At 75.2% G+C, this 23,892-nt stretch carries 23 protein-coding genes and 2 riboswitches; of the genes, 6 read left to right on the forward strand and 17 right to left on the reverse strand.

The genetic code is table 11. From position 1 onward, the window contains the following. Positions 1-9: 9 nt before the first annotated feature. From ACFU9A_RS13610 to ACFU9A_RS13640, 7 genes are all read right to left on the reverse strand, one after another. Positions 10-1,287 (reverse strand): enolase C-terminal domain-like protein, encoded by a 1,278-nt coding sequence (locus ACFU9A_RS13610; protein ID WP_430575818.1) that lies wholly within the window; start codon positions 1,285-1,287, stop codon positions 10-12. After that, a complete protein-coding gene (locus tag ACFU9A_RS13615; RefSeq protein WP_430575819.1) occupies positions 1,284-2,111 on the reverse strand; it encodes an SDR family oxidoreductase in 828 nt (275 codons plus the stop codon). Before ACFU9A_RS13615 ends, ACFU9A_RS13610 begins: the two co-directional genes overlap by 4 nt. A 27-nt stretch (positions 2,112-2,138) precedes the next feature. After that, positions 2,139-2,966: a carbohydrate ABC transporter permease gene (locus ACFU9A_RS13620; protein WP_430575820.1), complete on the reverse strand. Its 828-nt coding sequence runs from the start codon at positions 2,964-2,966 to the stop codon at positions 2,139-2,141. After that, positions 2,966-3,892 (reverse strand): carbohydrate ABC transporter permease, encoded by a 927-nt coding sequence (locus ACFU9A_RS13625; RefSeq protein WP_430575821.1) that lies wholly within the window; start codon positions 3,890-3,892, stop codon positions 2,966-2,968. Before ACFU9A_RS13625 ends, ACFU9A_RS13620 begins: the two co-directional genes overlap by 1 nt. A 72-nt stretch (positions 3,893-3,964) precedes the next feature. Next, a complete protein-coding gene (locus tag ACFU9A_RS13630; RefSeq protein ID WP_430575822.1) occupies positions 3,965-5,227 on the reverse strand; it encodes an ABC transporter substrate-binding protein in 1,263 nt (420 codons plus the stop codon). A gap of 41 nt (positions 5,228-5,268) precedes the next feature. Next, entirely contained in the window at positions 5,269-6,453 is a 1,185-nt protein-coding gene (locus ACFU9A_RS13635) for a DUF4185 domain-containing protein (protein WP_430575823.1), read from the reverse strand. A gap of 77 nt (positions 6,454-6,530) precedes the next feature. Then, on the reverse strand, positions 6,531-7,232 hold the full coding sequence (locus ACFU9A_RS13640) for a FadR/GntR family transcriptional regulator (RefSeq protein WP_430575824.1): 702 nt from the start codon (positions 7,230-7,232) through the stop codon (positions 6,531-6,533). A gap of 154 nt (positions 7,233-7,386) precedes the next feature. On the opposite strand from ACFU9A_RS13640, the gene ACFU9A_RS13645 reads away from it, so the two are divergent. The 6 genes from ACFU9A_RS13645 to ACFU9A_RS13670 all read left to right on the forward strand — a co-directional run bounded on the left by ACFU9A_RS13645 (position 7,387) and on the right by ACFU9A_RS13670 (position 12,800). After that, positions 7,387-7,995: a DoxX family protein gene (locus ACFU9A_RS13645; protein ID WP_430575825.1), complete on the forward strand. Its 609-nt coding sequence runs from the start codon at positions 7,387-7,389 to the stop codon at positions 7,993-7,995. Between the two features lie 134 nt (positions 7,996-8,129). Next, positions 8,130-8,262, forward strand: a riboswitch (SAM riboswitch). 21 nt (positions 8,263-8,283) lie between these two features. Beyond that, positions 8,284-8,862, forward strand: coding sequence for an NADPH-dependent FMN reductase (locus tag ACFU9A_RS13650; RefSeq protein ID WP_430575826.1), 579 nt, complete (start codon positions 8,284-8,286; stop codon positions 8,860-8,862). 38 nt (positions 8,863-8,900) lie between these two features. Then, on the forward strand, positions 8,901-9,416 hold the full coding sequence (locus ACFU9A_RS13655; protein ID WP_430576469.1) for a flavin reductase family protein: 516 nt from the start codon (positions 8,901-8,903) through the stop codon (positions 9,414-9,416). 14 nt (positions 9,417-9,430) lie between these two features. Further along, positions 9,431-10,600, forward strand: a complete 1,170-nt coding sequence (locus ACFU9A_RS13660) for an LLM class flavin-dependent oxidoreductase (RefSeq protein WP_430575827.1) — start codon at positions 9,431-9,433, stop codon at positions 10,598-10,600. 10 nt (positions 10,601-10,610) lie between these two features. After that, a complete protein-coding gene (locus tag ACFU9A_RS13665; RefSeq protein WP_430575828.1) occupies positions 10,611-12,020 on the forward strand; it encodes an LLM class flavin-dependent oxidoreductase in 1,410 nt (469 codons plus the stop codon). 33 nt (positions 12,021-12,053) lie between these two features. Beyond that, positions 12,054-12,800, forward strand: a complete 747-nt coding sequence (locus ACFU9A_RS13670; RefSeq protein WP_430575829.1) for a GNAT family N-acetyltransferase — start codon at positions 12,054-12,056, stop codon at positions 12,798-12,800. A 78-nt stretch (positions 12,801-12,878) separates the two neighbouring features. Here the strand turns inward: ACFU9A_RS13670 and ACFU9A_RS13675 are convergent, their stop codons facing one another. From ACFU9A_RS13675 to ACFU9A_RS13720, 10 genes are all read right to left on the reverse strand, one after another. Further along, positions 12,879-13,397 carry a gamma carbonic anhydrase family protein gene (locus tag ACFU9A_RS13675; RefSeq protein ID WP_430575830.1) on the reverse strand — a complete coding sequence of 173 codons (519 nt, stop codon included), beginning with the start codon at positions 13,395-13,397 and terminating at the stop codon, positions 12,879-12,881. A 60-nt stretch (positions 13,398-13,457) separates the two neighbouring features. Next, complete coding sequence (locus ACFU9A_RS13680; RefSeq protein WP_430575831.1) at positions 13,458-14,834, reverse strand: M20/M25/M40 family metallo-hydrolase; 1,377 nt, start codon at positions 14,832-14,834, stop codon at positions 13,458-13,460. Continuing rightward, on the reverse strand, positions 14,831-16,573 hold the full coding sequence (locus tag ACFU9A_RS13685) for a dipeptide ABC transporter ATP-binding protein (RefSeq protein WP_430575832.1): 1,743 nt from the start codon (positions 16,571-16,573) through the stop codon (positions 14,831-14,833). Before ACFU9A_RS13685 ends, ACFU9A_RS13680 begins: the two co-directional genes overlap by 4 nt. Then, positions 16,570-17,478 carry an ABC transporter permease gene (locus ACFU9A_RS13690; RefSeq protein WP_430575833.1) on the reverse strand — a complete coding sequence of 303 codons (909 nt, stop codon included), beginning with the start codon at positions 17,476-17,478 and terminating at the stop codon, positions 16,570-16,572. Before ACFU9A_RS13690 ends, ACFU9A_RS13685 begins: the two co-directional genes overlap by 4 nt. Continuing rightward, positions 17,475-18,515, reverse strand: a complete 1,041-nt coding sequence (locus ACFU9A_RS13695) for an ABC transporter permease (protein ID WP_430575834.1) — start codon at positions 18,513-18,515, stop codon at positions 17,475-17,477. The genes ACFU9A_RS13690 and ACFU9A_RS13695 overlap by 4 nt, the downstream gene beginning before the upstream one ends. Position 18,516: 1 nt before the next feature. Continuing rightward, positions 18,517-20,154 carry an ABC transporter substrate-binding protein gene (locus ACFU9A_RS13700; protein ID WP_430575835.1) on the reverse strand — a complete coding sequence of 546 codons (1,638 nt, stop codon included), beginning with the start codon at positions 20,152-20,154 and terminating at the stop codon, positions 18,517-18,519. 75 nt (positions 20,155-20,229) lie between these two features. Next, positions 20,230-20,343, reverse strand: a riboswitch (SAM riboswitch). Positions 20,344-20,528: 185 nt separating this feature from the next. Then, positions 20,529-20,990: a DUF4395 domain-containing protein gene (locus ACFU9A_RS13705; protein WP_430575836.1), complete on the reverse strand. Its 462-nt coding sequence runs from the start codon at positions 20,988-20,990 to the stop codon at positions 20,529-20,531. A 37-nt stretch (positions 20,991-21,027) separates the two neighbouring features. Continuing rightward, a complete protein-coding gene (locus tag ACFU9A_RS13710) occupies positions 21,028-21,477 on the reverse strand; it encodes a thioredoxin family protein (RefSeq protein WP_430575837.1) in 450 nt (149 codons plus the stop codon). A gap of 113 nt (positions 21,478-21,590) precedes the next feature. Next, on the reverse strand, positions 21,591-22,718 hold the full coding sequence (locus tag ACFU9A_RS13715; RefSeq protein ID WP_430575838.1) for an LLM class flavin-dependent oxidoreductase: 1,128 nt from the start codon (positions 22,716-22,718) through the stop codon (positions 21,591-21,593). After that, positions 22,718-23,869: an LLM class flavin-dependent oxidoreductase gene (locus ACFU9A_RS13720; RefSeq protein WP_430575839.1), complete on the reverse strand. Its 1,152-nt coding sequence runs from the start codon at positions 23,867-23,869 to the stop codon at positions 22,718-22,720. Before ACFU9A_RS13720 ends, ACFU9A_RS13715 begins: the two co-directional genes overlap by 1 nt. Positions 23,870-23,892: the final 23 nt, after the last annotated feature.

Here is a 23,892-nt window from a genome sequence, read left to right on the forward strand (position 1 = left end):
GTCGGGGGGTCAGAAGGGTTCGCGGGCGAGCGCGGCGGGGCGCCCGGCCGCGTGCGGGTCGGCGAACTGCGTGCTCGGCAGCAGGGGGTACCAGTCGGGCCGGCCGGGGTCGCGGTCGTACGGGTAGGGGCCCAGCTCGCGGTAGAGCTCCGCGTACTCGGCGACCTTGTCCCGGTCCAGCTCGACGCCGAGGCCGGGGCCGTCCGGGACGGCGATGCGCCCGTCGCGGTAGGCGAGCTTGCCGCCCGCGATGACGTCGTCGCGCAGGTGGTGGTAGTGCGCGTCGGCGGCGAAGGCCAGGTTCGGCACGACGGCGCCCAGGTGCAGCATCGAGGCGAGCTGGATGCCGAGCTCGCCCGAGGAGTGCACGGCGACGCCGAGCTGGAACGCCTCGGCGACGCCCGCCGCCCGGACGCACGGCCGGATGCCGCCCCAGAAGGTCGTGTCCAGCAGGATCACGTCGACGGCGGGCTGCAGCACGTTCGCCGCGAGCTGCTCGACGTTCACCACCACGGTGTTGGTGGCGAGCGGGATCCGGGTGTTCTCGCGCAGCCGGCGCATCCCGTTGAGCCCGTAGCAGAAGTCCTCGGCGTAGTCGTTGTCGAGGTCCTCGATCCGGCGCGCGAACCGGATCGCCTCCTCCACGCTGAGGATCCCGTTCGGGTCGTAGCGGAACCGGTCGCCCGGCAGGGAGGCGGCGAGCGCCCGGTAGGCCTCGAGCTCGACCTCGGGGTCGAAGACGCCGCCCTTGAGCTTGTGCACGCGGAAGCCGTGCTCGGACTTGAGGCGGGCCGCCTCCGCGACGAGCTGGTCGGGCGTGCGCACCTCCCCCGTGCCGTCGGCGGACGGGTACCGGAAGAACAGGTACGAGGCGAACTCGACCTCGTCCCGCACCGCGCCGCCCAGCAGGGCGTGCACGGGCAGCCCGGTGTGCTTGCCCAGCAGGTCGAGGCAGGCGAACTCGATCGCCGCGACCAGCTGGGTGCGGTTGTTGTACAGGCTCGCGGTCGGGTTGGCGAGCATGAACCGCAGCGCCTCGGTGCGCGCCGGGTCGTGCCCGAGCAGGTAGGGCCGCAGGGCGGCGATCGCCGCCTCCGCGCTCTGCCCGCCGCCGCCCATCTCGCCCAGCCCGACCAGCCCGTCCGTCGTCTCGACCTCGACGATGGTGCGCACGAACCGGCCCCAGTGCGCGCCGTTCGAGTGCCGCAGCGGGGCCTCGAGCGGCACGGTCACGGTGGTGGCGCGGACGTCGGCGATCCGCATGCCGCTGCCCGTGAGCGCGGTCATGCGTCGGCCTCGGGCAGCGCCGCGGCGAGGCGGGCGCTGAGCCCGCCGTCGACCTTGACGTCCGCGCCGGTCACGAACGCGGCGCGGTCCGACAGCAGGAACTCGACCACCTCGGCCACCTCCCGCGGGGTCCCGACCCGCCCGAGGGGGTGCGCCCGGCCCCACTCGGCCACGACGTCCTCGGCGGGCCGGTCGCCGGCCAACAGCCCGGCGGCCCAGCGCAGCATCGGCGTGTCGATCGACCCGGGGCTGACGCTGTTGACGCGGATGCCGTCGGCGGCGTGGTCGACCGCCATCGCCCGCGCCAGGCCCAGCAGGGCGGTCTTGCTCGCCGTGTACGCGGCCACGCCCGTCTGGGTGGCGTACGCCTGCGCCGAGGAGACGACGACGACCGCGCCGCCGCCGTTCTCGCGCACCAGCGGCACCATGGCCCGGCAGGTGTGGAACGCCCCGCCGACGTTCACGCCCATCACCTCGTCGTAGGTGGCGGGGTCCGTCTCGTCCACGGCCCCGTAGCGCTGCACCCCGGCGGCGCAGACCACGGCGGCCAGCGTGCCGTGGTCGGCGCGCACCCGGCGGGCGGCGTCGTCGAGCGCCTCGGGCCGCGCGACGTCCGCCACGAGGCCGACGAACCGGCCGGGTCCGGCGGCGTGGCGGGCCGCGGCGGCGTCGAGCGCCGCCGCGTCGCGGTCGATCCCGACGACGGTGGCGCCGAGCTCCACCAGCAGGTCGGCGACGCCGCCGCCGATGCCGGCGGCCGCCCCCGTGACGACCGCGGTGCGGCCGCCCCAGGGCGTCGGGGTCGAGGGGCTGAGGTCAGGCATGGGGTGCTCCAAGGTCGGTGACGCGGGTCAGTACTGGCCGAGCGCGAGGCCGCGGGTGAACGCGCGCTGGGCGAGGAGGAAGAGGGCGACGGTGGGGATCGAGACGATGAGCCCGCCCGCGAGCACGACCGGCATCGTCGAGCCGCCGTACGTGCTCTGCAGCGCGGACAGGGCCGTCATCACGGGCCGTGTCTCGGCGGACTGCGTGAGGGTGAGCCCCAGCAGCAGGTCGTTCCAGATGAGCGTGGCCTGCAGGATGAAGATCGCCACGAGCGCGGGCACCGCCATCGGCAGGTAGATGCGCCAGAAGATCCGCCAGGTGGAGGCGCCGTCCATCACGGCGGCCTCGAAGACGTGGTGCGCGACCCCGGCGAAGAAGTTGCGCATGACGAACGCGGCGAACGGCACCGAGATCACCGTGTAGACGAGGATCATGCCCGTGCGGGTGTCGTACAACCCGGTCTCGACGTAGCCGAGGAACAGCGGCATGAGCAGCATCTGCATCGGGAACACGGTCGAGGCGAAGATCACGACGAACCACACGAAGCCGTGCTGGAGCCGCAGCGCGACGATGGCGAACCCGGCCGCGGCGCCGATCACCACCGCGACCAGCGGCGCGACGACGGCGTAGAGCGCGGTCGAGGCGATGCCGGCGGAGATGTCGCCGCGGGTCCACGCGGCGGTCGCGTTCTCCCAGAGGCCGCCGAGCCCGGCGGGGCTCCACACCGACAGGACGCCGTACTGGTCGTTGGTCTTCGCCGCGTTGACGACCATGAGGTAGACGGGCGCCAGCCACACCAGGCCCAGCACCACGAGGACGGTCTTGCGGACGCGGTCCGCGATCGCGGCACTCATCACGACTCCCGGGCGCCGGACAGCTGCCGGCGCAGGTAGAGGACGGACGCCGCGACCGTGATCACGGTGAGGAACACCGCGACGGCGGCCCCCAGCCCGTAGTCGTTCGCCACGAACGTGTCCTTGTACATGGTCAGTGCGAGGGTCTCCGACGAGACGCCGGGGCCGCCCTTGGTCATCGCCCAGATGATGTCGAACTGCTTGAGCGACCCGACGATGGCCAGGCCCACGACCACCGTGGTGAGCGGCGTGAGCATCGGCCACGTCATCGTGCGGAAGAGCGTCCAGCCCCAGGCCCCGTCGACGCGGGCCGCCTCCATCGGCTCCTTGGGGATGGACTGCAGCCCGATGGTGAACAGCAGCGCGTTCACCCCCGCGCCCTGCCACGTCGCGGCGCCGATCATCACGAACGTGTTGAGGGGCGCGTCCAGGAGCCAGCGCGGCGGGTCGGTCACGCCGAGGAGCGCGAGCGCCTCGTCGAGGGCTCCCCCGGTCTGCAGCACGAAGGTCCAGATGACGCCGACCGCGACACCGGAGACCGCGTAGGGCAGCAGGAACGGCAGGCGGTACCAGAACGAGCCCTTGAGCCCGTACGCGAGGACCGCGATGAACAGCCCCAGGCCCACCGGGAGCACCAGGGTGCCGGCCACCCAGAACAGCGTGTTGCGCAGCGAGTTGAGGAACCCGGCGTCGGTGAACATCTCCTGGTACTTCGCCAGGCCCACGAGCTCGGGGTCCCCGAGCCCGTTGTACTCGGTGAGGCTCAGGAAGGACGTCCAGACGAACGGCAGGTACAGCAGCAGCGCCACGACAAGCACGGCGGGCAGGGCGAAGCCCCGGGCGGACCAGCGGTACGGCGCACGCGACCGGCGGGCCGGGCGGTCCGTGCTCGTCGGCGGCCGCGGCGGCGCGGCGGTGACGGTCATGGGTGGTGGTCTCCTTCCGGCGCCGCCGGTGGCGCGGGCCCCCGGCGGCGCGACGAACGTGGCGGGCGGGGCTCAGCCCTGCTCGGCCCAGTACGTGTCGGCCTCGTCCTGCAGGCGCTGCAGCCCGGGTGCCGGGTCGGGCGCGTTGGTGACGAAGTCGCCGAAGATCTCCGTCGACAGGGTGTAGACGGGCAGCGGGTTCGCCTCGAGGTAGCGCTGCTGGATGGTGAAGTCGCCGCCGTTGACCTGGTCGACCAGGTGCTGCAGCTCCGGGTCCTCGACCTTGACGTGCGGGTTGAACGACACGTCGCCGCGCGACGACGACCAGGCGTTCTGGGCGTCGTCGGACATCCACCAGGCGCTGTAGTCGAGCGCGGCCTGCTCGTTCTCCGAGCCCTTGCCCACGCAGAGCGGGCCGGTCTCCAGCACCATCTGGTTCCCCGACGCCGGGTTCATGCTCGGCATGGTGAAGATCCCGTAGTCCTCCCCGGACCTCGCGCCCACGTCGGTGAGCTGGCCGGTGAGGAACGTGCCGAAGTACGCCATCGCGACGTCGCCGTTCTTGAGCATCGTCTGCGGGTCCGTCGTGACGCCCGGGTCGTTGTAGTAGCCGTCGTCGATCATCGACTTCCACTGGTCCATCACCTCGGTGACCTTCGGGTCGAGGTAGGACGCGTCGCCCGTCTGCAGGCCCTGGTAGACGTCGGGCGCGTTGCCCGCCAGCAGGGCCTGGAACCAGGCGAACTCGAAGATGATGTTCATCTGGTGGAACGGCGTGACGCCGGCGGCCTTGAGCTTCTTGGCGGCGGCCGTCAGCTCGTCGAACGTGGTCGGCACCTCGACGCCGTTGTCGGCGAAGACCTTCTTGTTGTAGTACACCGCCCAGTAGGCGACGTTCAGCGGCACGCAGTACTGCTTGCCGTCGTAGGTGTAGTTGTCCTTGAGCCCCTCGGGCACGAGGCCGTCGGCCTCCGCCTTCGTCCAGAGGTCGGTGGTCTCGGCGACCAGCCCCTGGTCGACGAGGTCGGCCAGCTGGCTGCCCGTGTGCCAGGTGAACAGGTCGGGCACCTTCTTGGTGCGGAACGACTGCTTGATGAAGCTGTCGTACGCGGTGGCGTCGGAGTAGCCGGTGAAGTCCAGCGTGCTGCCCTGCGCCGCGGACTCCTTGTTCATGGCGTCGAAGCTGGGCTCCCACGCCGCCTTGTCCGTGTAGAAGCCGAGCGTGACGTCGCCGCCGTCACCGCCTCCGCCGCCGCCGTCGTCGCTCGAGCAGGCCGCCAGGCCCAGGGCCAGGGACGCCGCCGTGGCGCCGGCCAGGATGCGGGAACGCTTCATGTCGTCTCACCTCGTCGTGATGGTCGTGTGTCGTTGCAGGGTCAGTGCCGGACGTCGAGCGTGATCTCGACGAACCGGGGCCGGTAGATCGAGACGTCCGCGTACAGGTCGTCCGGGTCCACGGAGTTGACGTTGTAGGTCACCAGGAGCGTGTCGTCGTCGCGCAGCTCGGGGTGCTCGTGGGCGTTGTAGGCGATGACGTCGGGGTCGCCGTAGCTGCCGGCCGCGCCGACCTCGGGCATCCGGTGGATCGTCGCGCCGCCCGTGAACGGGCCGGTGGGCGAGCAGGAGACGAAGGCCTTGATCTCGTCGCTGAACGGCACCGACGTGTCCTGGGTGACCAGCAGCCAGCCGTCCCGGTACGGGGTCACGCTGTACTCGTTCGCGACGCCGGCCATGACCCGGGCGGACGCGGCCTCGTCGCGCACCCACGCGCTGCCGTCCCAGTAGCGCCAGCGCCCCGTGTCGGCGAGGTCGCCGCCCAGCACCTTGGCGACGTGCATGAACTTCTCGCCGCCCCGGTCCTCGACGCCGTACACGAGCACGTGCCCGCCGGAGCGCTGGTACCACGAGGCCCACTGGATCCCCGCGCCCGAGGGCAGCGGGTCCACCGACGTCACCTGCCAGGTGTCCGTGTCCAGGGTGGCGACGGACGACCCGCTCCAGCCCCAGTCCCAGGTGCCCTCGCCGAACCGCGCGAACTCGAGCACGCCCACCTGCAGGTCGCCCCGGCGCGTGGCCAGCCCGGCGCCGAACCAGTGCCAGGCGCCGTCCGGGTCGGGCCCCACGATGCTCTCCGGGGCGTCCGCGGTGCCGCCGGTGACGGTCCGCAGCGCGGCGCCGTCCTGCAGCACGATCGAGTTGTTGAGGAAGGGCGTGCTCTGCGGGCGGCTGCCGTCGGGCGCCACCGGGCCGAGGAACGTGTCCGAGAAGATCCACGCGAGCGAGCCGTCGCGCAGCGGCACCGAGTAGGTGCTGTCGGCGCCGGTCCAGCCGACCCCCGAGTCGGCGTAGGCGGTGAAGGTGTCGCCGAGCGGCGCCGGCGCGGCCCGCGTGGCCTGCACCGTCGCGCCGTCGAGCGAGCAGGCGGGCGCACCGCGGTCCGCCGCCGTGGCCGTCGTCGTGGCCGCGATCGTGGCCGCCGTCGTGGCTCCGGCCAGGGTGAGTGCCCCGGCCATCGCGGCGGCGGCCAGCCGCCGCCCGCGGCGCGAGTTCGTCCTCGTCATCGTCATCACTCCGTCGTGATCTCGTGGCGTTCCGTGGCCCGGCCCCACCGGGGCCGGGTGCTGCGGGTGGTGGGGGCCTAGGGCGCCGCGCCCTCGATGGCGCCCACGACCTCCGTGAGGTGCGCGTGCATGAGGTCCGCGACGGCGTCCGCGCGCCCCTCGGTCACGAGGCGCACGAGCTCGGCGTGCTCCTCGTAGTCCGACTCCGGGTCGCCGTGGAGGGCGAGGATCCGGCGCTGGTCCTCGGCGTGCAGCAGCAGGATCACGTCGAGCACCTCGGACAGGATCGTGTTGCCCGCCGCGTCGGCCACCGCCCGGTGGAGGTCGACGTTCACCCGCCACAGGCGGTCCGACCCGCTCTCGAGGCACTCGCGCGCCTCCGCGAGGAGGTCGGCCAGGCGGGCCAGCGCGGCCGGCTCGCGGACCACCGCGGCCTGCCGCGCGATCGCCGGCTCGATCACGGCGCGCGCCTGGACGAGCGCCACGAGCCGGGCGCGGTCGGCGGGCGGGGCCACCGCGTTGGGCAGGACGCTGCGCAGGTAGTTCTCCCCCACGTAGATGCCCGAGCCGTGGCGGAAGGACAGGATGCCCAGGCCCTCGAGCCGCCGCAGCGCCTCGCGCATCGTGGGGACCGCGACCCCGAACCGCGCCGCCAGGTCGCGCTGCGGCCCGATGCGCTCGCCCGCGACCAGACCCTCGTCGCCGATCATCTGGATCACGGCCTCCGCGAGCGTCCCGCTGAGGGTGGGGCGCGGGACCGGGCCCGACTCCGTCGTCATGAAAAGTGATCTAATCACTTGCTCACTCGAAAAGGAAGGGGCGGGTGACGACCGGGCGAAAACGCGGCCGCGCCGCATCCCCGGTCCCGACCGGTCCTCTCTCCTGGGGCGGCCACCCCGGGCCGCGCACCGTCACCCGGAAGAGAGCACCGCCATGTCCGTCACCACCTCGTCGGCCCGCAACGCCGCCGGCGCCCGCACCGTCCCGGCGTCCCCGGACAACCCCGCGCCGACCGCCGCCGAGGCCCCCACGACGGCCCCCACGACGGCCCCCACGACGGCGCCGCGCCGCCTCGCCGAGCGGGTCGCGCTGCGCGTCGACGTCGCGGTCACCGCGCTGGCGCGCGTCCTCGCCCGGTGGTCGGTCCCCGCCCTGCGCGTCGCCCTCGGCCTCGTGTTCCTCGGCTTCGGCGTGCTGAAGCTCTTCCCCGGCGCCAGCCCGGCCGAGGAGATCGCCGCCCGCACGGTGGAGACGCTGACGTTCGGCCTGGTGCCGGGCGAGGCCGCCGTGCTGCTGACGGCCGTCATGGAGACCTTCATCGGCCTGACGCTCCTCTCCGGCCGCCTGCTGCGGACGGGGCTGGCCGTCCTGGCCGTGGCGATGGTCGGCATCCTGTCCCCCGTGGCCCTCTTCGGCGACGAGCTGTTCGGCCACGGCATGACGCTGCTCGGCCAGTACGTGCTGAAGGACGTCGTCCTCGTCGCCGGCGCCGCCGTCGTCGCCGCCGTCGCGCTCGGCGCCCGGCTGCGGCTCGACGCCTGAGGCCGCGCCCCGCCCGCCGACCCGCCCCGGAGCCTCCGGTCGTCCCCCGGCCGGAGGCTCCCTCGCGTCCGGATCGTGAGAAATCACCGGAGCACCCTGGCGTTCCCCGGATCGGCTGCTATACCTCCGCCCCAGGTCACGAGCCCCAGCGCGAAGCCCCGGCTGGCTGGGCAGCAACCCCCACGTCACGGCGGGGTGCTCCGGGAGATGACCAGGCCGCCGGCCGGCCCGTCCGCGGGCCGAGACGCCGCGCGGCAAGCGTGATCGACGGACTGCGAGGTACACCCCATGACCGAACCCACCCGCCCCACCGCCGCCTCCGTGGTGGTGGTGTCCGGCAACCCGCGCGCGGGCTCGCGCACCCTGGCCGCGGCAGAGGCCGCCGGGCGCCGCGTCGCCGAGCTGCTCGGCACCGACGACGTCGCGACGGTCGAGCTCGCGGCGTTCGCGGGCGAGATCCTCGCCCCCGCCCACCCCGCCGCCGACGCGGCGAAGGAGCGCCTCGCGCGCGCCACCGTCGCCGTCGTGGCCACCCCCGTCTACAAGGCCTCCTACACCGGCCTCCTCAAGGCGTTCCTCGACCTCTACGGGCCGGACGGGCTCGCGGGCGTCGTCGTCGTGCCGCTCGTCGTCTCCGGCAACCCGGCGCACGCGCTGGCGGGCGAGGTGCACCTGCGCCCCGTCCTCGTCGAGCTCGGCGCCGTCGTGCCCACCCGGTCCCTCGCCCTCACCGAGGCGCAGCTGCCCGAGCTCGGCGCGGCCCTCGACCCCTGGTTCGCCCGCTGGTCGACGCCCCTGCGCCGGGCCACCGGCCTGACCTCCGCCGCCGCGACGCCCGCCGCCGAGCTGACGGGGGCCGCCCGGTGACCGCCGAGCGCACCGACCTGACCGCCGCGCTGACCGACATGGAGGAGCTCCTGGCCCAGCAGGACGAGCCCCAGCTGTCCGCCGACGAGTTCAAGACGGTGTTCCGCCAGCATCCCGCCGGCGTCGCCGTCGTCGCGCTCGAGCACGAGGGCCGCCCCGTCGGGTTCACCGCCACGTCCGTCATCTCGGTGTCGGCGGCTCCGCCGCTCCTCGCCTTCTCCCTGGCGTCCACGTCGTCCTCGTGGCCCGCCGTCTCGCGGGCCGACACCCTGGCGATCAGCTTCCTGGCCGACCACCAGGACGACCTGTCCGCGCGCTTCGCGACCAGCGGCATCGACCGCTTCGCGGCCGGCGGCTGGACCGCCCTGCCCACGGGCGAGCCCGTCGTCGACGGGGCGGTCTCGTGGGTGCGCGCCCGCGTCGTCCAGCGCACGCCCGTGGGCGACAGCTACCTCGTCTCGCTGCGCGCCCTGCAGTCCGGGTCCGACGAGGCGTCGCCGCTCGTCTACCTCGACCGCACCTACCACCGGCTCGGCGACGAGTCCGCGATCTGATCCCGGAGAGACCCATGACCAGCACACCCTTCCTCGTCGGGCTCGACGTCGACGGCGCGGGCGCCCATCCCGGGGCCGCCGCCGTCGCGGGGCTCGCGCCGGCGGACCTCGTCGGCGCCGCCCGCCTCGCCCGCACCGTCCGGAGGGCCGAGCACGCCGGCGTCACCTTCGCGACGTTCGCCGACGCGCTCCTGCCCGCCCTGCCCGGGTCGCCGTCCTCGGCGCGGCTCGACGCCGTGACCCGCGCGGCGTTCGTGTCGCGCACCACCCACGCCATCGGCCTCGTGCCGCAGGTGCCCACCACCTACCCCGAGCCGTTCCACGTGGCCACGCAGCTCGCGTCGCTCGACATCGCGGCGTCCGGCCGCGCCGGCTGGCTCGCCGCCGTGACCGACCACCCGGGCACCGCCGACGCCTACGGGCGCGACCCCGTGACGGACCTCGCCCGCGAGGCGCGCGACGTCGTCCAGGTCGTGCGCGACCTGTGGGACTCGTGGGAGGACGACGCCGTGATCCGCGACGTCGCCACCGGGCGGTTCGTCGACCGCGACCGCCTGCACCACGTCGACTTCGTCGGCGAGTCGTTCTCCGTCAAGGGGCCGCTCATCACGCCCCGCCCGCCGCAGGGCCAGCCCGTCGTCCTGGCCGCGGCAGGCGACGTGGCACCGTCGGTGCGCGACGAGGCCCTCGTCGACGTCGCCCTCGTCGGCGGGACCGACGTCGCCGCCGTGCGGGCCGCGGCGCGGGTCGCCACCGACCACGAGCCCGACGCGTCGCCCCTCGCGGTCGTCGACCTGGAGGTCGCGCTCGACGCGGGCGGCCGCACCGGCGCCGCCCGGCTCGCCGAGCTCGACGCGGCCGCCGCGCCGGGCACCCGCGGCCCCTGGGGGTCGGGTGCGCTGCGGTACGCCGGCGACGCCGCGGGGCTGGCGGGCCTCCTCGCCGGGCTCGCCGCGTCCGGCGACGTCGCCGGGGTGCGGCTGCTGCCCGCCGCCCTCGACGCGGACCTGCCCGTGCTCGCCCGCGACGTGCTGCCCCCGCTCCGGGCCGCCCGGCTCACCGCCGCGCCCCGCGCCGGCGCCACCCTGCGGCAGACGCTGGGCCTGCCCCGCCCGGCGAACCGCTACGACACCCGCCCCCGCACCGTCACCCGCGACGCCCAGCCCGCGGCCGCGCACGCCTGAGGAGCCGACGATGAGCGCACCCACAGCACCCCACGCCCCCGACGCCCCGATCACCCGGCCGCACGCCCAGGTCCACCTCGGCGTCTTCTTCCAGGGCGTCAACCACACCACGATCTGGTCCGACCCGGAGTCCGGGTCGCAGACGGACTTCGCCTCCTTCGAGCAGGTGGTCCGCACGGCCGAGCGCGGGCTCTTCGACGCCTTCTTCCTCGGCGAGGGGCTCCGCCTGCGCGAGTCCCGCGGGCGCATCCACGACCTGGACGTCGTGGGCCGCCCCGACGCGATCACCCAGCTCGCGGCCCTGGCCGCGATCACCGAGCGCATCGGCCTCGTCGCCACCCAGAACACGACCTACCACGACCCGGCCGAGCTGGCCCGCCGCCTCGCGAGCCTCGACGTCCTGTCCGGCGGGCGGGCCGCGTGGAACGTCGTCACGACGGACAACGCCTGGACCGGGGAGAACTTCCGCCGCGGCGGGTACCTCGACCACGCGGACCGGTACGAGCGGGCCGCGGCCGTGCTGGCCGTCGCGCGCGGGGTCTGGGACGCGTTCCCGGACGGCGGGGGCGACGTCGCGCGCGTCGCGGTGCCCGGCGCCGCGCTGCGCACGCCCCGGGACCTGGCCCTCGACGTCACCACGCCCCGCAGCCCGCAGGGCCACCCGGTGATCTTCCAGGCGGGCGACTCGCCCCAGGGTCGCGACCTCGCGGCCGCGCACGCCGACGTGATCTTCTCCCGGCACGGCTCCGTGCTCGCCGACGCGCTCGAGTTCGCGGCCGACGTGCGCCGCCGGGTCGTCGCGGCCGGCCGGCCCGTGGACGACGTGAAGATCTTCCCCGGTACCGCGATCGTCGTCGGGGACACGCCCGCGGACGCCGAGGAGAAGGCGCGCTGGGTGCGCCGCGCCCAGGTCACGCCCGCGACCGCGCTGTCGGTCGTCGGGAACGTCTGGGGCGAGGACCTCTCGTCCTACGACCCGGACGGCCCGCTGCCGGCCCACGACCCGGTGGTCGCCGAGCTCGGCGGCGAGCGGGGCTCCGCCACGACCGGCGCGCGGACGCACGAGATCGCCCGGCAGTGGCGCGCCGTGGCGGAGGCCGAGGGCCTGTCGATCCGCGAGCTGGTGATCCGCAACGCCGGCGAGCGCGGCTTCACGGGGACCCCGGGCGCCGTGGCGGACGAGCTCATCCGCTGGGTGCGCACCGGCGCCGTCGACGGGTTCAACCTCAGCCCGTGGATCGTGCCGGCCGGGCTGGACGACGTCGTGGACCGGGTGGTGCCCGCCCTGCAGGAGCGCGGCGCCTACCCCACCGCGTACGCCGGCACCACGCTGCGCGAGCACCTGGGGCTCCGCGCGCCGCTCACCCGGCGCGCCGCCCGCGACGCCGAGAGCGAACCGGCGCTCGTCCCGGCGCCGTGAGCGCCTAGGCTGCCACGGCCCGACAGGAGGACCATGACCACCACCGCCCCCAACACCAGCCCCACCACCACGCCCGGCGACCCCTCCGAGGCCGTCCTCGACAACCCCCGCTGGTCGTCCCTCACCGGCGCCCACGCGCACCTGGCGGAGGGCAACGCGCTGGTGCGGCGCTACCCGGCCGACGTGTCCCCGTTCGCCGCCGTGCGGTCGTGGGACGACCCCGACGTGTGGGACGCCGTGGTGGACCTCGTCGGCCCCGGCGGGCAGTTCCCCACGCCGCCGGCGTCCGTGCCGCTCCCCCCGGGCTGGGAGCGGCTCGCCCTCCACGAGGGTGTGCAGCTGGTCGACACCGACCGGCTCGAGACCCGGCCCGACGACGAGGCCGTGGTGCTCGGCGCCGACGACGTGCCCGACATGCTCGCGCTCGTCGAGCGGTCGCGGCCCGGCCCGTTCCTGCCGCGCACGTACCTCATGGGCCGGTACGTCGGCGTGCGCCGCGGGGGCCGCCTCGTCGCCATGGCCGGCGAGCGTCTGCAGCCCGACGGCTGGACCGAGATCAGCGCCGTCACGACCGACCCCGACCACCGCGGCCAGGGCCTCGCCACGCGCCTGGTGCTCGACGTCGCCCACCACGTCCGCGAGCGCGGCGCGCGGCCGATGCTGCACGCGGCCGGCGACAACGCGACCGCGATCCGGCTCTACGAGCACCTCGGGTTCCGCCTGCGCGCCCGCACCGCGTTCGGTGCCGTGCGCGCTCCGCTCGCCTCGCCCCGCGCCTAGCCGCGGTCCTCGCCGCGACGACGACGGCCCGCGTCCCCGACCACGAGACGCGGGCCGTCGCCGTCCCGGCGGCGGGCGTCAGCCGACCGAGCGACGGTGCCGCTCGGCCAGCTCCCGGTACTCGATCGCGTTGCGGCGCACCCGCTCGGCGCCCTCGGCGTCCAGGGGGCCGCGGTCCTTCGCGGGCACGCCCACGGCGAGGTGCCCGGCGGGGATCTCCTGGCCCTCGCGCACGAGGGCTCCGGCGGCCACGAAGGCGCCCGCGCCGACGACCGCGTCGTTGAGGAGCGTGGCGCCCATGCCGACCAGGCTGCCGTCGCCCACCGTGGCGCCGTGGATGATCGCGCCGTGGCCCACGCCCACGCCCGCGCCGATGGTGGCGGGCACGCCGGTGTCGGTGTGCACCACGCAGTTGTCCTGGATGTTGGAGCCCTCGCCCAGCACGATCGCGTCCATGTCGCCGCGCAGCACCGCGCCGTAGAACACGCTGGCGTGCGCCTCGATGCGCACGTTCCCGACGATCGTCGCCGTCGGGGCGACCCACGCCGTGGGGTGGATCTGGGGAGTGTGGCCGTCGAAGGGGAGCACCGTCGCCATGCCGGCGACCCTACCGTCCGCGCCCGGCCGCCGGAGTCCCGCCCCGGCCCGCGTCCGGGGTCAGCCCAGGAACCTCGTCACGACGTCGTGCAGCGCGGCGGTGGTGAGCTCCAGCGACGCGACGTCGACGCGCTCGTCGTTGCCGTGGAACAGCCCGCGCCACGTGCCGGGGTCCCAGCCCGCGCTGAGCAGGCCGAACCCGTAGGCGGGGACGCCGCGGCGCCGGTAGAAGCGCCCGTCCGTGCCGCCCGTGCCGAGGGTCGGCAGCACCGCCGCGCCCGTGCGCGCGGACACGGCGCCCTCGATGACGCGGTACAGGTCGGTGTCCGTGGGCGACAGCGACGGCTCGCCGAACCGGTCGCCCACGACCTCGACGTGCTCGGCGAGGTCGCCGAGCGTCGCCGCCAGCAGCGCCTCGACGTCGCCCGGGCGGGTGCCGGGCAGCACGCGGATGTCCAGCGTGACCTCCGCCAGGCCCGGGATGACGTTCGGCTTGGACCCCGCGCCGATGACGGTCGGGGCGAGCGTCGTGTGGGTGGTGGCGTGCGCGACCGCGCCGAGGGCGCCGAGCTGCGGGAGGGCGTCGTCGAGGCGGTCGGGGTCGAGCAGCGCCGCGCGCAGGGCGGGCTCCGGGGCCAGCGCGTCGACGTAGCGGCGCCAGAGGTCGCCGACGACGACCGGGCCGCGGGCGGCGGCGATCCGCCGCACGACCTCCGCCGCGATGACGATGGCGTTCCGGCTGCCCCAAGGGCCGGAGCCGTGCCCGGGACGGCCGTGCACGCGCAGCAGCCGGCCGGCGCCGCCCTTCTCCCCCACGGCCAGCGTGCGCGCCCCGCGCGGGCCCACGGGCACGCCGCCGGACTCGGTGAGCACGTGGTCGGCCTGCACCAGGTCCCAGCGGTGGGTGGTGAGCCAGTCGACACCCCACACGCTGCCGTGCTCCTCGTCCGCGACGGCGGCGAGCAGCAGGTCGCCCGCGGGCGGCCGCCCGGAGGTCGCGAGCGCCCGGGTCACCACCGCGTACGCCGCCGTGAGCCCGAGCATGTCGATCGCGCCACGGCCCCACACCCAGCCGTCCACGAGCTCCCCGCCGAACGGGTCGCGGCTCCAGCCGTCCGGCTCGACCGGCACGACGTCGGTGTGGCCCACCATGCCGAGGCTCGGCGCCGTGGGGTCGGTGCCGCGCACCCGCGTGACGAGGGACGTGCGGCCGGGCTGGGGCTCCACGAGCTCCAGGTCCAGCCCGGACCCGTCGAGGAAGTCCGCGATCGTGGCGGCGTTGCGGGCCTCCTGCCCGCTGCCCACCGTGCCGTCGTTGACGCACGCGTTGCGGATGAGCGCCTGCAGCAGCTCGACGGTCTGGCCCGCGAGCTCCTCCTCGGTCGTCAGGGCGCGCCCGAGGCCCGCCGTCGTCGGGGTCGTCGTCGTGGTCGTCATGCCGTCTCCAGCCTCTGCACGGCCCGGCGGCCGGGGATGGCCGCGACGAGCTCTCGGGTGTAGTCCTCCTGCGGGTCCAGCAGGATCTGGTCCGCGGCGCCCGACTCGACCAGCCGGCCGCGGCTCATCACGCCGACCTGGTCCGCGACCTGTCGGACGACGGCCAGGTCGTGCGAGATGAACAGGTAGGCCAGCCCGTGCTCGCCCTGCAGGCGCACGAGCAGCTCGAGGATCTGCGCCTGCACGGACACGTCGAGCGCGGACACGGGCTCGTCGAGCACCACCAGGTCCGGCTGCAGCGCGAGGGCGCGGGCGATGGCGACGCGCTGCCGCTGGCCGCCGGACAGCTCCCGGGGGCCGCGCCGCAGGACGTCGGCCGGGAGCGCCACGTCCTCGATCAGGGCGCGCGCCCGGTCGGCCCGCTCGGCGCGGTCGCCCACGCCGTAGGCGCGCAGCGGCTCGGCCACGATCTGCTCCACCGTGAACCGCGGGTCCAGCGACGCGTACGGGCTCTGGTACACCACCTGGAACCCGCGCCGCAGCGCCCGCAGCGCCCCGCCGCGCGCCGCCGTGATGTCCTGCCCGCGGAACACGACCCGCCCGGCCGACGCCCGCTCGAGGCGCAGCGCGAGGCGCGCGGTCGTGCTCTTGCCCGAGCCCGACTCCCCCACCAGGGCGTACGTGCGCCCCCGCCCGACGGCGAGGCTCACGTCGTCGACCGCCACGAGGGTGCGCCGCTCGGCCCCGCGCGGCAGGGCGAACTCCTTGCGGACGCCGTCGAGCGCGAGGACCGGGGCGGCCGTGCCCTCGGCCGACGACACGGCGGTCCCGGCGTCGGGCCGTCCGTCGGTCGCCCGGCCCGCGCCGGCAGGCGCGGCGCCACCCCCGCCGCGGACGACCAGGCGAGAGCTCGCCAGGCTAGGGGCGGCCGCGAGGAGCGCGCGGGTGTACGGGTGCCGGGGGTCGGCCAGCAGGCGCGCGGACGGGCCCTCCTCGACCACGACCCCGCCCTCCAGCACCACGATCCGGTCCGCGCGGTCCGCGGCGACGCCCAGGTCGTGCGTGATGAGCAGCACCGCGGTGCCGGTCTCCCGCACGAGGGTGTCGAGGTGGTCGAGGATGCGCCGCTGCACGGTGACGTCCAGCGCGCTGGTCGGCTCGTCCGCGACGATCAGCCGCGGGCCGGCCGCGATGGCGATCGCGATGAGCACGCGCTGGCGCAGCCCGCCCGAGAGCTGGTGCGGGTACTGCCGGGCACGCGCCGCGGGGTCGTCGACCCCGGCCTGCCGCAGCAGTTCGACCGCCCGGACCTTGGCGTCCGCGCGCCGTGCCAGCCCGTGGATGACGAGCACCTCGGCGACCTGGTCGCCCACGCGGACCACCGGGTTGAGCGACACCGTCGGGTCCTGGGGCACCAGGCCCACGTGCCGGCCCCGGACGGCCTGCCACTCCTTCGCGGTGAGGTCCGACAGGTCGCGGCCGTCGAGCCGGATCCGCCCGCCCGTCACCTCGCCCCCGCGGGGCAGCAGGTGCAGGGCGGCGTGCGCCGTCGTGCTCTTGCCCGAGCCGGACTCGCCGACGAGCGCCACGACCTCGCCGGCCGCGACGCGAAGGTCGACGCCCCGCACGGCGGGCCGGCTGCCGCCCTCGGCGGTGCGGTAGGCGACCTCGAGGCCGCTGATCTCCAGCACCGGGGTGTCCGGGCCCGGCGGGGCGGGCTCCTGATGGATGTCGGTCACTGGTCCTCTCCCGTCTTCTCCAGCGCCCGCGACACCCGGTTGGCGGCGAGCACGACGGCCACGATGACGAGGCCGGGCAGGGTGGTGAGCCACCAGGCGGTGGCGAGGTAGTCGCGCCCGCCGGACACGAGCGCGCCCCACTCGGGTGCGGGCGGAGGCGTGCCGTACCCGAGGAAGCTGAGGGCCGAGACCGCCAGCACGGCCGTGCCGAGGTCGAGGGCGACCAGCGCGAGCACGGGCCCCGAGGAGTTGGGCAGCACGTGCCGGCCGAGCACGGCCGGCCAGCGCAGGCCCGACGCCCGCGCCGCCTCGACGTACGTCGAGGTCGACACGCGCAGCACCTCGGCACGCATGACCCGCGCGAACGTCGCCACCGAGCCGATGCCCACGGCGATCGCCACCTTGACCGGCCCGAAGCCCAGCGCCGTGATGATCGCGAGCGACAGCAGGATGCTCGGGATCGCCAGCAGCACGTCGACCAGGCGTCCGATCACGTCGTCCACCCAGCCCCGCAGGAAGCCCGCGAGCAGGCCGAGCAGCGACCCGACCACAAGGCCGACGACGACCGCGAGCGCGGTCGTGCGCAGCGTGAGGGACGCGCCGTGCACCACCCGCGCGTACACGTCGCGGCCCAGGTGGTCGGTGCCGAACCAGTGCGCGCCCGAGGGCGCCTGGAGCCGGTCGGCGGGGACGCCGCCCAGCGGGTCCTGGGCGGTGAACGCCTGTGGCACCACGGCCCAGGCGGCGACGAGCAGCAGCACGGCCACGGCGAGCACGAGCCCGGGCCGGCGCAGCAGGTGGCGGGTGGCGCGCGCCGCGCGCCGGGGGCTCCCGCCGCGCTCGGCGGCGGGCGCGGGCGCCGCGTCGGGGGCGGCCGCGGGGCGCGAGAGGGTCTGCAGGGTCATGCGGTCACCGCCCCGGTGCGCGGGGTGTCGGTCTGCTGGGGGCCGGTCCGCTGGGGGCCGGTCCGCTGGGGATCGGGTCGCCGGGCCCGGTCCCGCCGCGGGCCGCGCAGCTGGATCCGCGGGTCGAGCAGCGGGTAGGCGAGGTCGACCGCGAGGGTGACGACGACGAAGACGAGCGCCGCGAGCACGACGATCGCCAGCACCACCGGCACGTCCTGCTGGTTGACCGACTGCACGGTGAGCCGGCCGAGCCCGGCCCGGGAGAACACGGTCTCGGTGACGACGGCACCCCCGAGCAGCCCGCCGACCATCACGCCGAGCACGGTGAACGCCGGGATGGCGGCGTTGCGCAGGGCGTGCGCGAGGTGCACGCGGGCGCGGCCGGCGCCCTTCGCCCACGCCGTCTCGACGTAGGGCTCGCCGAGCGTGCCGCGCAGGGAGCGGGACAGGACCTGCGCGAGCTGCGCCCCGGCCGGGACGGCCAGGGTGACCGTGGGCAGCACGAGGCTGATCGCGCCCTCGTTGCCGATCGCCGGGAAGATCGGCACCCGGAACGAGAACCACTGCAGCAGCACCAGGCCCACGAAGAACGTGGGCAGGGCGACGCCGAGGGGCGGCAGGGCGGACAGCGCCTGCCGCAGGGGGCGCGCCCGGGGGAAGACGCTGGCCACGGCCACCGCCGTCCCGCCGACGACGGCGAGCAGCAGGGCCGCCCCGGTGAGCTTGAGGGTCTCGGGCAGGGCCTGCGCGACGAGCGACGTGGCGGACGCGCCGCTCACGTAGGAGCTGCCGAAGTCGCCGGTGAGCGCGCCCAGGAGGGCGTCGCCGTACTGCACGAGGATCGGGCGGTCGAGGCCGTACTCGGCGCGCAGGGCGGCGAGCTGGGCCGGGTCGACCTGGCTCACCTCGCCGCCCCCGGACGCCACGAGCGCGGCCGGGTCGCTCGGCAGCAGGTAGAGGACGAAGAACGCGACCGTGAAGGCGGCCCAGAGGACGAAGACCCCCTGCCCGGCGCGTTGCAGCAGGTAGCGCGTCATCTCACCCCTCCGCCCCGTCGGTCACCCACGCGTCGTAGAAGTCCAGCCGCGAGGACGCCTCGAACGTGAGCCCCTGCACGCGGTCGGCGGCGGCGATCGTGGTCGACAGCTCGTAGACGGGGATGGCGTGCCCACGCTCGATCAGGAGCCGGGACGCCTCGGCGACGAGCTTCTTCCGCTCCTCGGGGTCGGTGGCGGCGGCGGAGTCGTCGAGGAGCGTGTCGACCTCTTCGGGATCGCGCTGGTTGATGTTGCGCGCGTTCGCCGAGAAGATCGTGCGCAGCACGTCGGCGTCGGACCGCGTGAGGTTGTAGTAGTCGAAGTCGAAGTCGCCCGACTCCTTGGCGGCCTCCGACTCCGCGACGGTGACGTGCTTGAGCTGCAGGTCCACGCCGATCTGGCGCAGCTGCTGCTGCACGAGCTCGAGCGGCTCGGGCACCTGCCAGAACGTCACCGTCGTCGAGAGCTTCGTCCCGTCCTTCTCCCGGATGCCGTCGGCGCCGGTGACCCAGCCCGCGTCGTCGAGGATCTTCTTCGCGCCGTCGGGGTCGTAGGCGAGCAGGTCGTCGGCGCCCTCGAACAGCGGCGTCGAGTGGGAGAGGACGCCCGTGGCCGGCTGGTCCTGCGGCGTCAGGACGGTGTCCACGATCTGCTGCCGGTCGATCCCCTTGACGATCGCCGTCCGCACCGCCTCGTCCGCGGCCAGCGGGCTGGACTCGTTCGGGAACAGGTTGAACACGACGCCCGGGTTGGCGCGGTACTGCAGCCAGAACCCGTGGCCGTCGAACTGCGGCAGGTCGACGGCGTTGAGCGCGGCGGTGGCGTCGACCTGCCCGGACTGCAGGGAGCCGGTGCGCACGCCGGCCTCGGGGATGACCTTGAAGGTCACGGTGTCCAGGTAGGCCTCGCCGGTGTGCGCGTTCGCCTCCGAGCCCCAGGCGTAGCCCTTGACCTTCTCCAGGACGATCTCCTGGTCCTGGGTGTACGACTTCACCGCGAACGGCCCGGACCCCACGTACTTGCCGGCGCACCGGTCCTCCGCCGACAGCTTTGCCGAGGCGGGCGACAGCAGCCCGAGGGAGAACGTCGACGTGGCCTGCAGGAACTGGGCGCTGGGCTCGTCGAAGTCGACGGTCACGGTGCGCTCGTCCTCCACGGTGGTGCCCGCGTAGCCGACCAGGTACTGCGACCCGAGGGACGCGACGGCCCCCAGGTCGACGATGGCGTCGAAGTTGGTCTTGACGGCCTCGGCGTCGATGGGGGTGCCGTCGGCGAAGGTGGCGTCGTCGCGCAGGTGGAAGGTGTAGCTGGAGGCGTCGTCGTTCACCTCCCAGCTCTCGGCGAGCCACGGCAGGATCTTCCCGGACCCCGGGTCCTGCGCGGTCAGGGAGGCGACGGTCTGCCGGGCGGCGGCGATCGCGTCGTTGTTGCCCACCTGCTGCGGGTCGATGCAGTGCGAGTCGACGGTGATGGCGAACGTCAGGTCGCCACCGGCGACGGGGTCGGCGTCCGCCGACGCGCCGGCACCGGACGCGGCGTCGGCGCCGGTCGAGCAGGCGCTCAGCAGGAGCGCGGCGGCCGACGCGGTGGCGGCGAGCCCCACGGCGGGGCGGCGCAGGGTGCGGGGGGTGGTGGTCATCGCGAGCGGTTCCTCGTGGTCGTGGCGGGCCGTCCGCGTGCCCGGCGTCGCGCCGGGCACGGTCGAGGACGACCGGAGCCGTGCTTACCCCGCCGCGGGCGCGGCGTGGTCAGGTCGTTCCCGGAGCACCCCGTCACGTCGAAGGGTTGCTGGCCAGCGAGCCGGGCCTGGGTGCTGGCGCTCGTCACCTGGGCGGCAGGGAAGCCGCCGCGACCGCGGGAGTCAAGGGTTGGACGCGTCGTCTCACATCACGGACGTCGGGGTGCCCGCGCACGTGGCCCGGACGCACGACGGCCCCGCCCGTCGGGAGACGGGCGGGGCCGGGCGATGGTGGGCCGCCGGTGGGCCGGCGGTGGGCCGTGGAGCGGCCGGGCTCAGCGGGCGGCGGGCCGCAGGCGGGCGCCGAGCAGGTAGAGCTCGCACCCGAGGCAGAGCCCGACGACGGCGTTGAGGCCCGCGGCCACGAACGCGATCCCCGCGGCCCAGGGCACGGCGGCGAGGACCCCCGCGAGCCCGAGGACGACGCCGACGCCGGTCACGACCAGCCCGACGAGCTGGGCGAACCGCGGCGGCCGCGGGTCCTCCAGCTCGGCCGGCGGGGCGAGCCGCGGGCGCACGAGCGTCCGGAAGAGCCAGCCCTGCACCGTGCCCTGGGCGCCCCGGACGGCGCCCAGCAGGAACCCTGCGGCCACGACCGCGAGGAGCACGAGGCCGGCCGGCGACGCCCCCAGCAGGACGACGACGGCGAGCAGCAGCGCGGTGATGCCCGCGCCCACGCGTGGACCGCGCGGGTCGATGCCGGCCGGTGCCTGCGTGGTGGTGGTCTCGCGGGTCATCGTCGCCTCCGGGGTCCGGTCGAGGGTGGGTGCACGGTCACGCGGCGCCGGCGGGCACCGGCAGCGCGGCCTCCAGCGCGTGGCGCGCCTGGGCGGGCGACATGCCGCCGCTGCTGCGGGCAGCCTGGGCCCCGGCCGCGTCGAGCACCAGCACGGTCGGCGTCTTGAGCACGCCCAGCTCGCGCACGAGGTCGAGGTGCTCCTCGACGTCGAGCTCGTGGTGCACGACGCCGTCCTCGCGCTCGGCGAGGCCGCGGAGCACTCGGGCCGTCGCGCGGCAGGGGGCGCACACCTCGGCCGAGAGCTGGACGAAGGTCACCCGCTCCCCCAGGCGGACGCCACGGGCCGCCCAGTCCACGGCGAGGTCCCGGCGGGCCGGCGCCGGGCGCACGCGGCCCTGCCGCGAGCGCCAGACCGCGCCGAGGACGACGGTCACGACGACGAGCACGCCGAGGACGACGAGCTGGGTGATCGGCCTGTCGGTCACGGTTCTCCCTCGGGGGCGCGCGGGCGGTTCCTGGGACATCCTCCTCGCCGTTCACGATCCGGTCGACACCGTGACCGCATGCCGGACAACGCCGTCGGCCTCACGCGCGCACCTCAGGCGGGGGCCGGGACGGCGGCGTGCTCGGTCGCGGTGAAGCCCGCCGCGCGGCGCGCGTCCGCCGGTCCCCACAGGTCCGTCGCGACCTCGGCGCGCACCACCGGAGCCACCTCGGCGGCGAACCGGCGCAGCACCTCCTCCTGGTGGGACGGCTCGAGCAGGTGGTTCACGGACACCGACTGCAGCACGTGCCCGAAGGTCCCGTGGTAGTCGAGGATCTTCTCCGCCACCCGCTCCGGCGAGCCGACCAGCGCGGGCCCGCGCTCGACGGCGTCCTCGATCGTCTCGAACGCGAGGGCCTTGCCCACGTGGGTGGCGGGGTCGTAGCCCCGCGCCCGCAGCCGCGCGACCTGGCCCTCGTACAGCGGCCGGTACTGCTCGATCGCCTGCTCGGTGGTGTCGGCGAGGAACAGCCCGCCCGACCCTGCTCCGACGAACCCCTGCGCCGGGTCGTGCCCGGCGGCCGCGTACCGCTCCCGGTACCGGTCGATGAGCACCCCGTAGCTCTCCCGCGGCTGCAGCGCGTTGGCGCTGACGATCGGGTCGCCCCAGCGGGCGGCCAGGTCGACGGCGAACTCGCTCGTCGCCGAGCCGTGCCAGACGCGGAACGGGCCCGCGAAGGGTCGCGGGAGCGTGGTGGCGTGCTCCAGCGCGTGCCGGTGCCGGCCGGACCACGTCACGTCCTCCTCCGACAGCAGCAGCCGCAGCAGCTCGTAGTTCTCCTCGAGGTACTCGTACTGCCGGGCGATGTCCAGGCCGAGCAGCGGGTACTGCAGCTCCTCGTTGCCCTTGCCGATGACGATCTCCAGCCGCCCGCGGGAGAGCTGGTCCACGGTGGCCAGGTCCTCGGCCACCCGGATCGGGTCCAGCAGCGACAGCACGGTGACGCCGGTCGAGAGCAGGATCCGGTGGGTGCGGGCCGCGACCGCCCCGAGGATCACGGTGGGGGCCGACGACAGCACGTCGCCGGCATGCCGCTCCCCCACCGCGAACGAGTCGAACCCCAGCTCCTCGGCCAGCACGGCGTGCTCGACGACGCGCTCGAGCCGGTCGGCCGGCGCGACCGCCTCGCCCGTGACCGGGTGCGGCGGGTTGAACACGATGTCGAGCAGCTGGAAGCGCATCAGGCCACCCGCTCCTCGGCGCGCGCGGCGCCGCCCGCCGCGGCCTCGGCGGACTCGGCGGCACGGTCGCGCGCCGCCACGCCCTCGCGCACGAGGGGGATGACGTACCGGCCGAAGTCGATCGCGTCGTCGAGCAGGTCGTAGCCGCGGGCGGAGACGACCCGCACGCCCAGGTCGTAGTAGGCGAGCAGCGCCTCGGCGACCTGCTCCGGCGTGCCGACGAGCGCGTTCGAGTTGCCCGCGCCGCCCGTGGCCTTCGCCGTGGCGGTCCACAGCGCGGTGTCGTAGCGCTCGCCGGCCGCGGCGATCTCGAGCAGCCGCTGCGAGCCGGCGTTCTCGGGCCCGTCGATCGGGTGCCGGCGCGACAGCTGGCCCCCCAGGGCCGCCTTGCGTCCCTCGATCCGGTCGAGCACCCGGTGCGCCTTCTCCCAGGCGAGCTCCTCGGTGGGCGCGATGATCGGGCGGAACGCGGCATGGATCCGCGGCGGCGTCGTCCTGCCCGCGGCGGCGGCCTCGGCGTGCACGCGGTCGATCTGCTCCTGGGTGCGGGCCAGCGGCTCGCCCCAGACGGCGTAGATGTCCGCCTCGGCGGCGCCCACGCGGAACGCGGCGTCGGACGACCCGCCGAAGGAGATCGTGGGCACGTGGCCCTCGAAGGGCTTGGTGTCCAGCACGAAGTCCTCGAACTCGTAGTGGTCGCCGTGGTGGTCGAAGGCCTCCGGGCTCGTCCACGCCTGCTTGACGATCCGGATGTACTCGTGCGTGCGGGCGTACCGCTCGTCCTTGGTGAGGCGGTCGCCCTCGCGCCCCTGCTCGTGGTCGTTGCCGCCGGTGATGAAGTGCACCGACAGGCGGCCGCCGGAGAGCTGGTCGAGGGTGGCGAACGTCTTGGCCGCGTACGTCGGGTAGGACACGTTGGGCCGGTGCGCGAGCAGCAGCTCGATGCTCTGCAGCCGCGCCGCCGTGTGCGCGGCGAGGGCGGCCGGCTCCGGGCCCGAGGACCCGTACGCGAACAGGACCCGCGTCCAGCCGTGGTCCTCGTGGGCGCGCACGATGCGCTCCAGGTAGGCGGGGTCGAACGGGGCGGTGGTGCGGGCCGACGTCTCGGAGGCGTCGTTCGTCGTGGCGATGCCGAGGAACTCGACGGGCATGAGGTTCTCCTTGCGTGCGTGTC

The organism is Isoptericola sp. NPDC057653, from assembly GCF_042799955.1.
Classification (GTDB): domain Bacteria; phylum Actinomycetota; class Actinomycetes; order Actinomycetales; family Cellulomonadaceae; genus Isoptericola.

Bases quoted from the DNA above. Each gene is read 5' to 3' on its own strand.
- ACFU9A_RS13610 (WP_430575818.1), bottom strand. From the start codon at position 1,287: ATGACCGCGCTCACGGGCAGCGGCATGCGGATCGCCGACGTCCGCGCC.
- ACFU9A_RS13615 (WP_430575819.1), bottom strand. From the start codon at position 2,111: ATGCCTGACCTCAGCCCCTCGACCCCGACGCCCTGGGGCGGCCGCACC.
- ACFU9A_RS13620 (WP_430575820.1), bottom strand. From the start codon at position 2,966: ATGAGTGCCGCGATCGCGGACCGCGTCCGCAAGACCGTCCTCGTGGTG.
- ACFU9A_RS13625 (WP_430575821.1), bottom strand. From the start codon at position 3,892: ATGACCGTCACCGCCGCGCCGCCGCGGCCGCCGACGAGCACGGACCGC.
- ACFU9A_RS13630 (WP_430575822.1), bottom strand. From the start codon at position 5,227: ATGAAGCGTTCCCGCATCCTGGCCGGCGCCACGGCGGCGTCCCTGGCC.
- ACFU9A_RS13635 (WP_430575823.1), bottom strand. From the start codon at position 6,453: ATGACGAGGACGAACTCGCGCCGCGGGCGGCGGCTGGCCGCCGCCGCG.
- ACFU9A_RS13640 (WP_430575824.1), bottom strand. From the start codon at position 7,232: ATGACGACGGAGTCGGGCCCGGTCCCGCGCCCCACCCTCAGCGGGACG.
- ACFU9A_RS13645 (WP_430575825.1), top strand. From the start codon at position 7,387: ATGTCCGTCACCACCTCGTCGGCCCGCAACGCCGCCGGCGCCCGCACC.
- ACFU9A_RS13650 (WP_430575826.1), top strand. From the start codon at position 8,284: ATGACCGAACCCACCCGCCCCACCGCCGCCTCCGTGGTGGTGGTGTCC.
- ACFU9A_RS13655 (WP_430576469.1), top strand. From the start codon at position 8,901: ATGGAGGAGCTCCTGGCCCAGCAGGACGAGCCCCAGCTGTCCGCCGAC.
- ACFU9A_RS13660 (WP_430575827.1), top strand. From the start codon at position 9,431: ATGACCAGCACACCCTTCCTCGTCGGGCTCGACGTCGACGGCGCGGGC.
- ACFU9A_RS13665 (WP_430575828.1), top strand. From the start codon at position 10,611: ATGAGCGCACCCACAGCACCCCACGCCCCCGACGCCCCGATCACCCGG.
- ACFU9A_RS13670 (WP_430575829.1), top strand. From the start codon at position 12,054: ATGACCACCACCGCCCCCAACACCAGCCCCACCACCACGCCCGGCGAC.
- ACFU9A_RS13675 (WP_430575830.1), bottom strand. From the start codon at position 13,397: ATGGCGACGGTGCTCCCCTTCGACGGCCACACTCCCCAGATCCACCCC.
- ACFU9A_RS13680 (WP_430575831.1), bottom strand. From the start codon at position 14,834: ATGACGACCACGACGACGACCCCGACGACGGCGGGCCTCGGGCGCGCC.
- ACFU9A_RS13690 (WP_430575833.1), bottom strand. From the start codon at position 17,478: ATGACCCTGCAGACCCTCTCGCGCCCCGCGGCCGCCCCCGACGCGGCG.
- ACFU9A_RS13695 (WP_430575834.1), bottom strand. From the start codon at position 18,515: ATGACGCGCTACCTGCTGCAACGCGCCGGGCAGGGGGTCTTCGTCCTC.
- ACFU9A_RS13700 (WP_430575835.1), bottom strand. From the start codon at position 20,154: ATGACCACCACCCCCCGCACCCTGCGCCGCCCCGCCGTGGGGCTCGCC.
- ACFU9A_RS13705 (WP_430575836.1), bottom strand. From the start codon at position 20,990: ATGACCCGCGAGACCACCACCACGCAGGCACCGGCCGGCATCGACCCG.
- ACFU9A_RS13715 (WP_430575838.1), bottom strand. From the start codon at position 22,718: ATGCGCTTCCAGCTGCTCGACATCGTGTTCAACCCGCCGCACCCGGTC.
- ACFU9A_RS13720 (WP_430575839.1), bottom strand. From the start codon at position 23,869: ATGCCCGTCGAGTTCCTCGGCATCGCCACGACGAACGACGCCTCCGAG.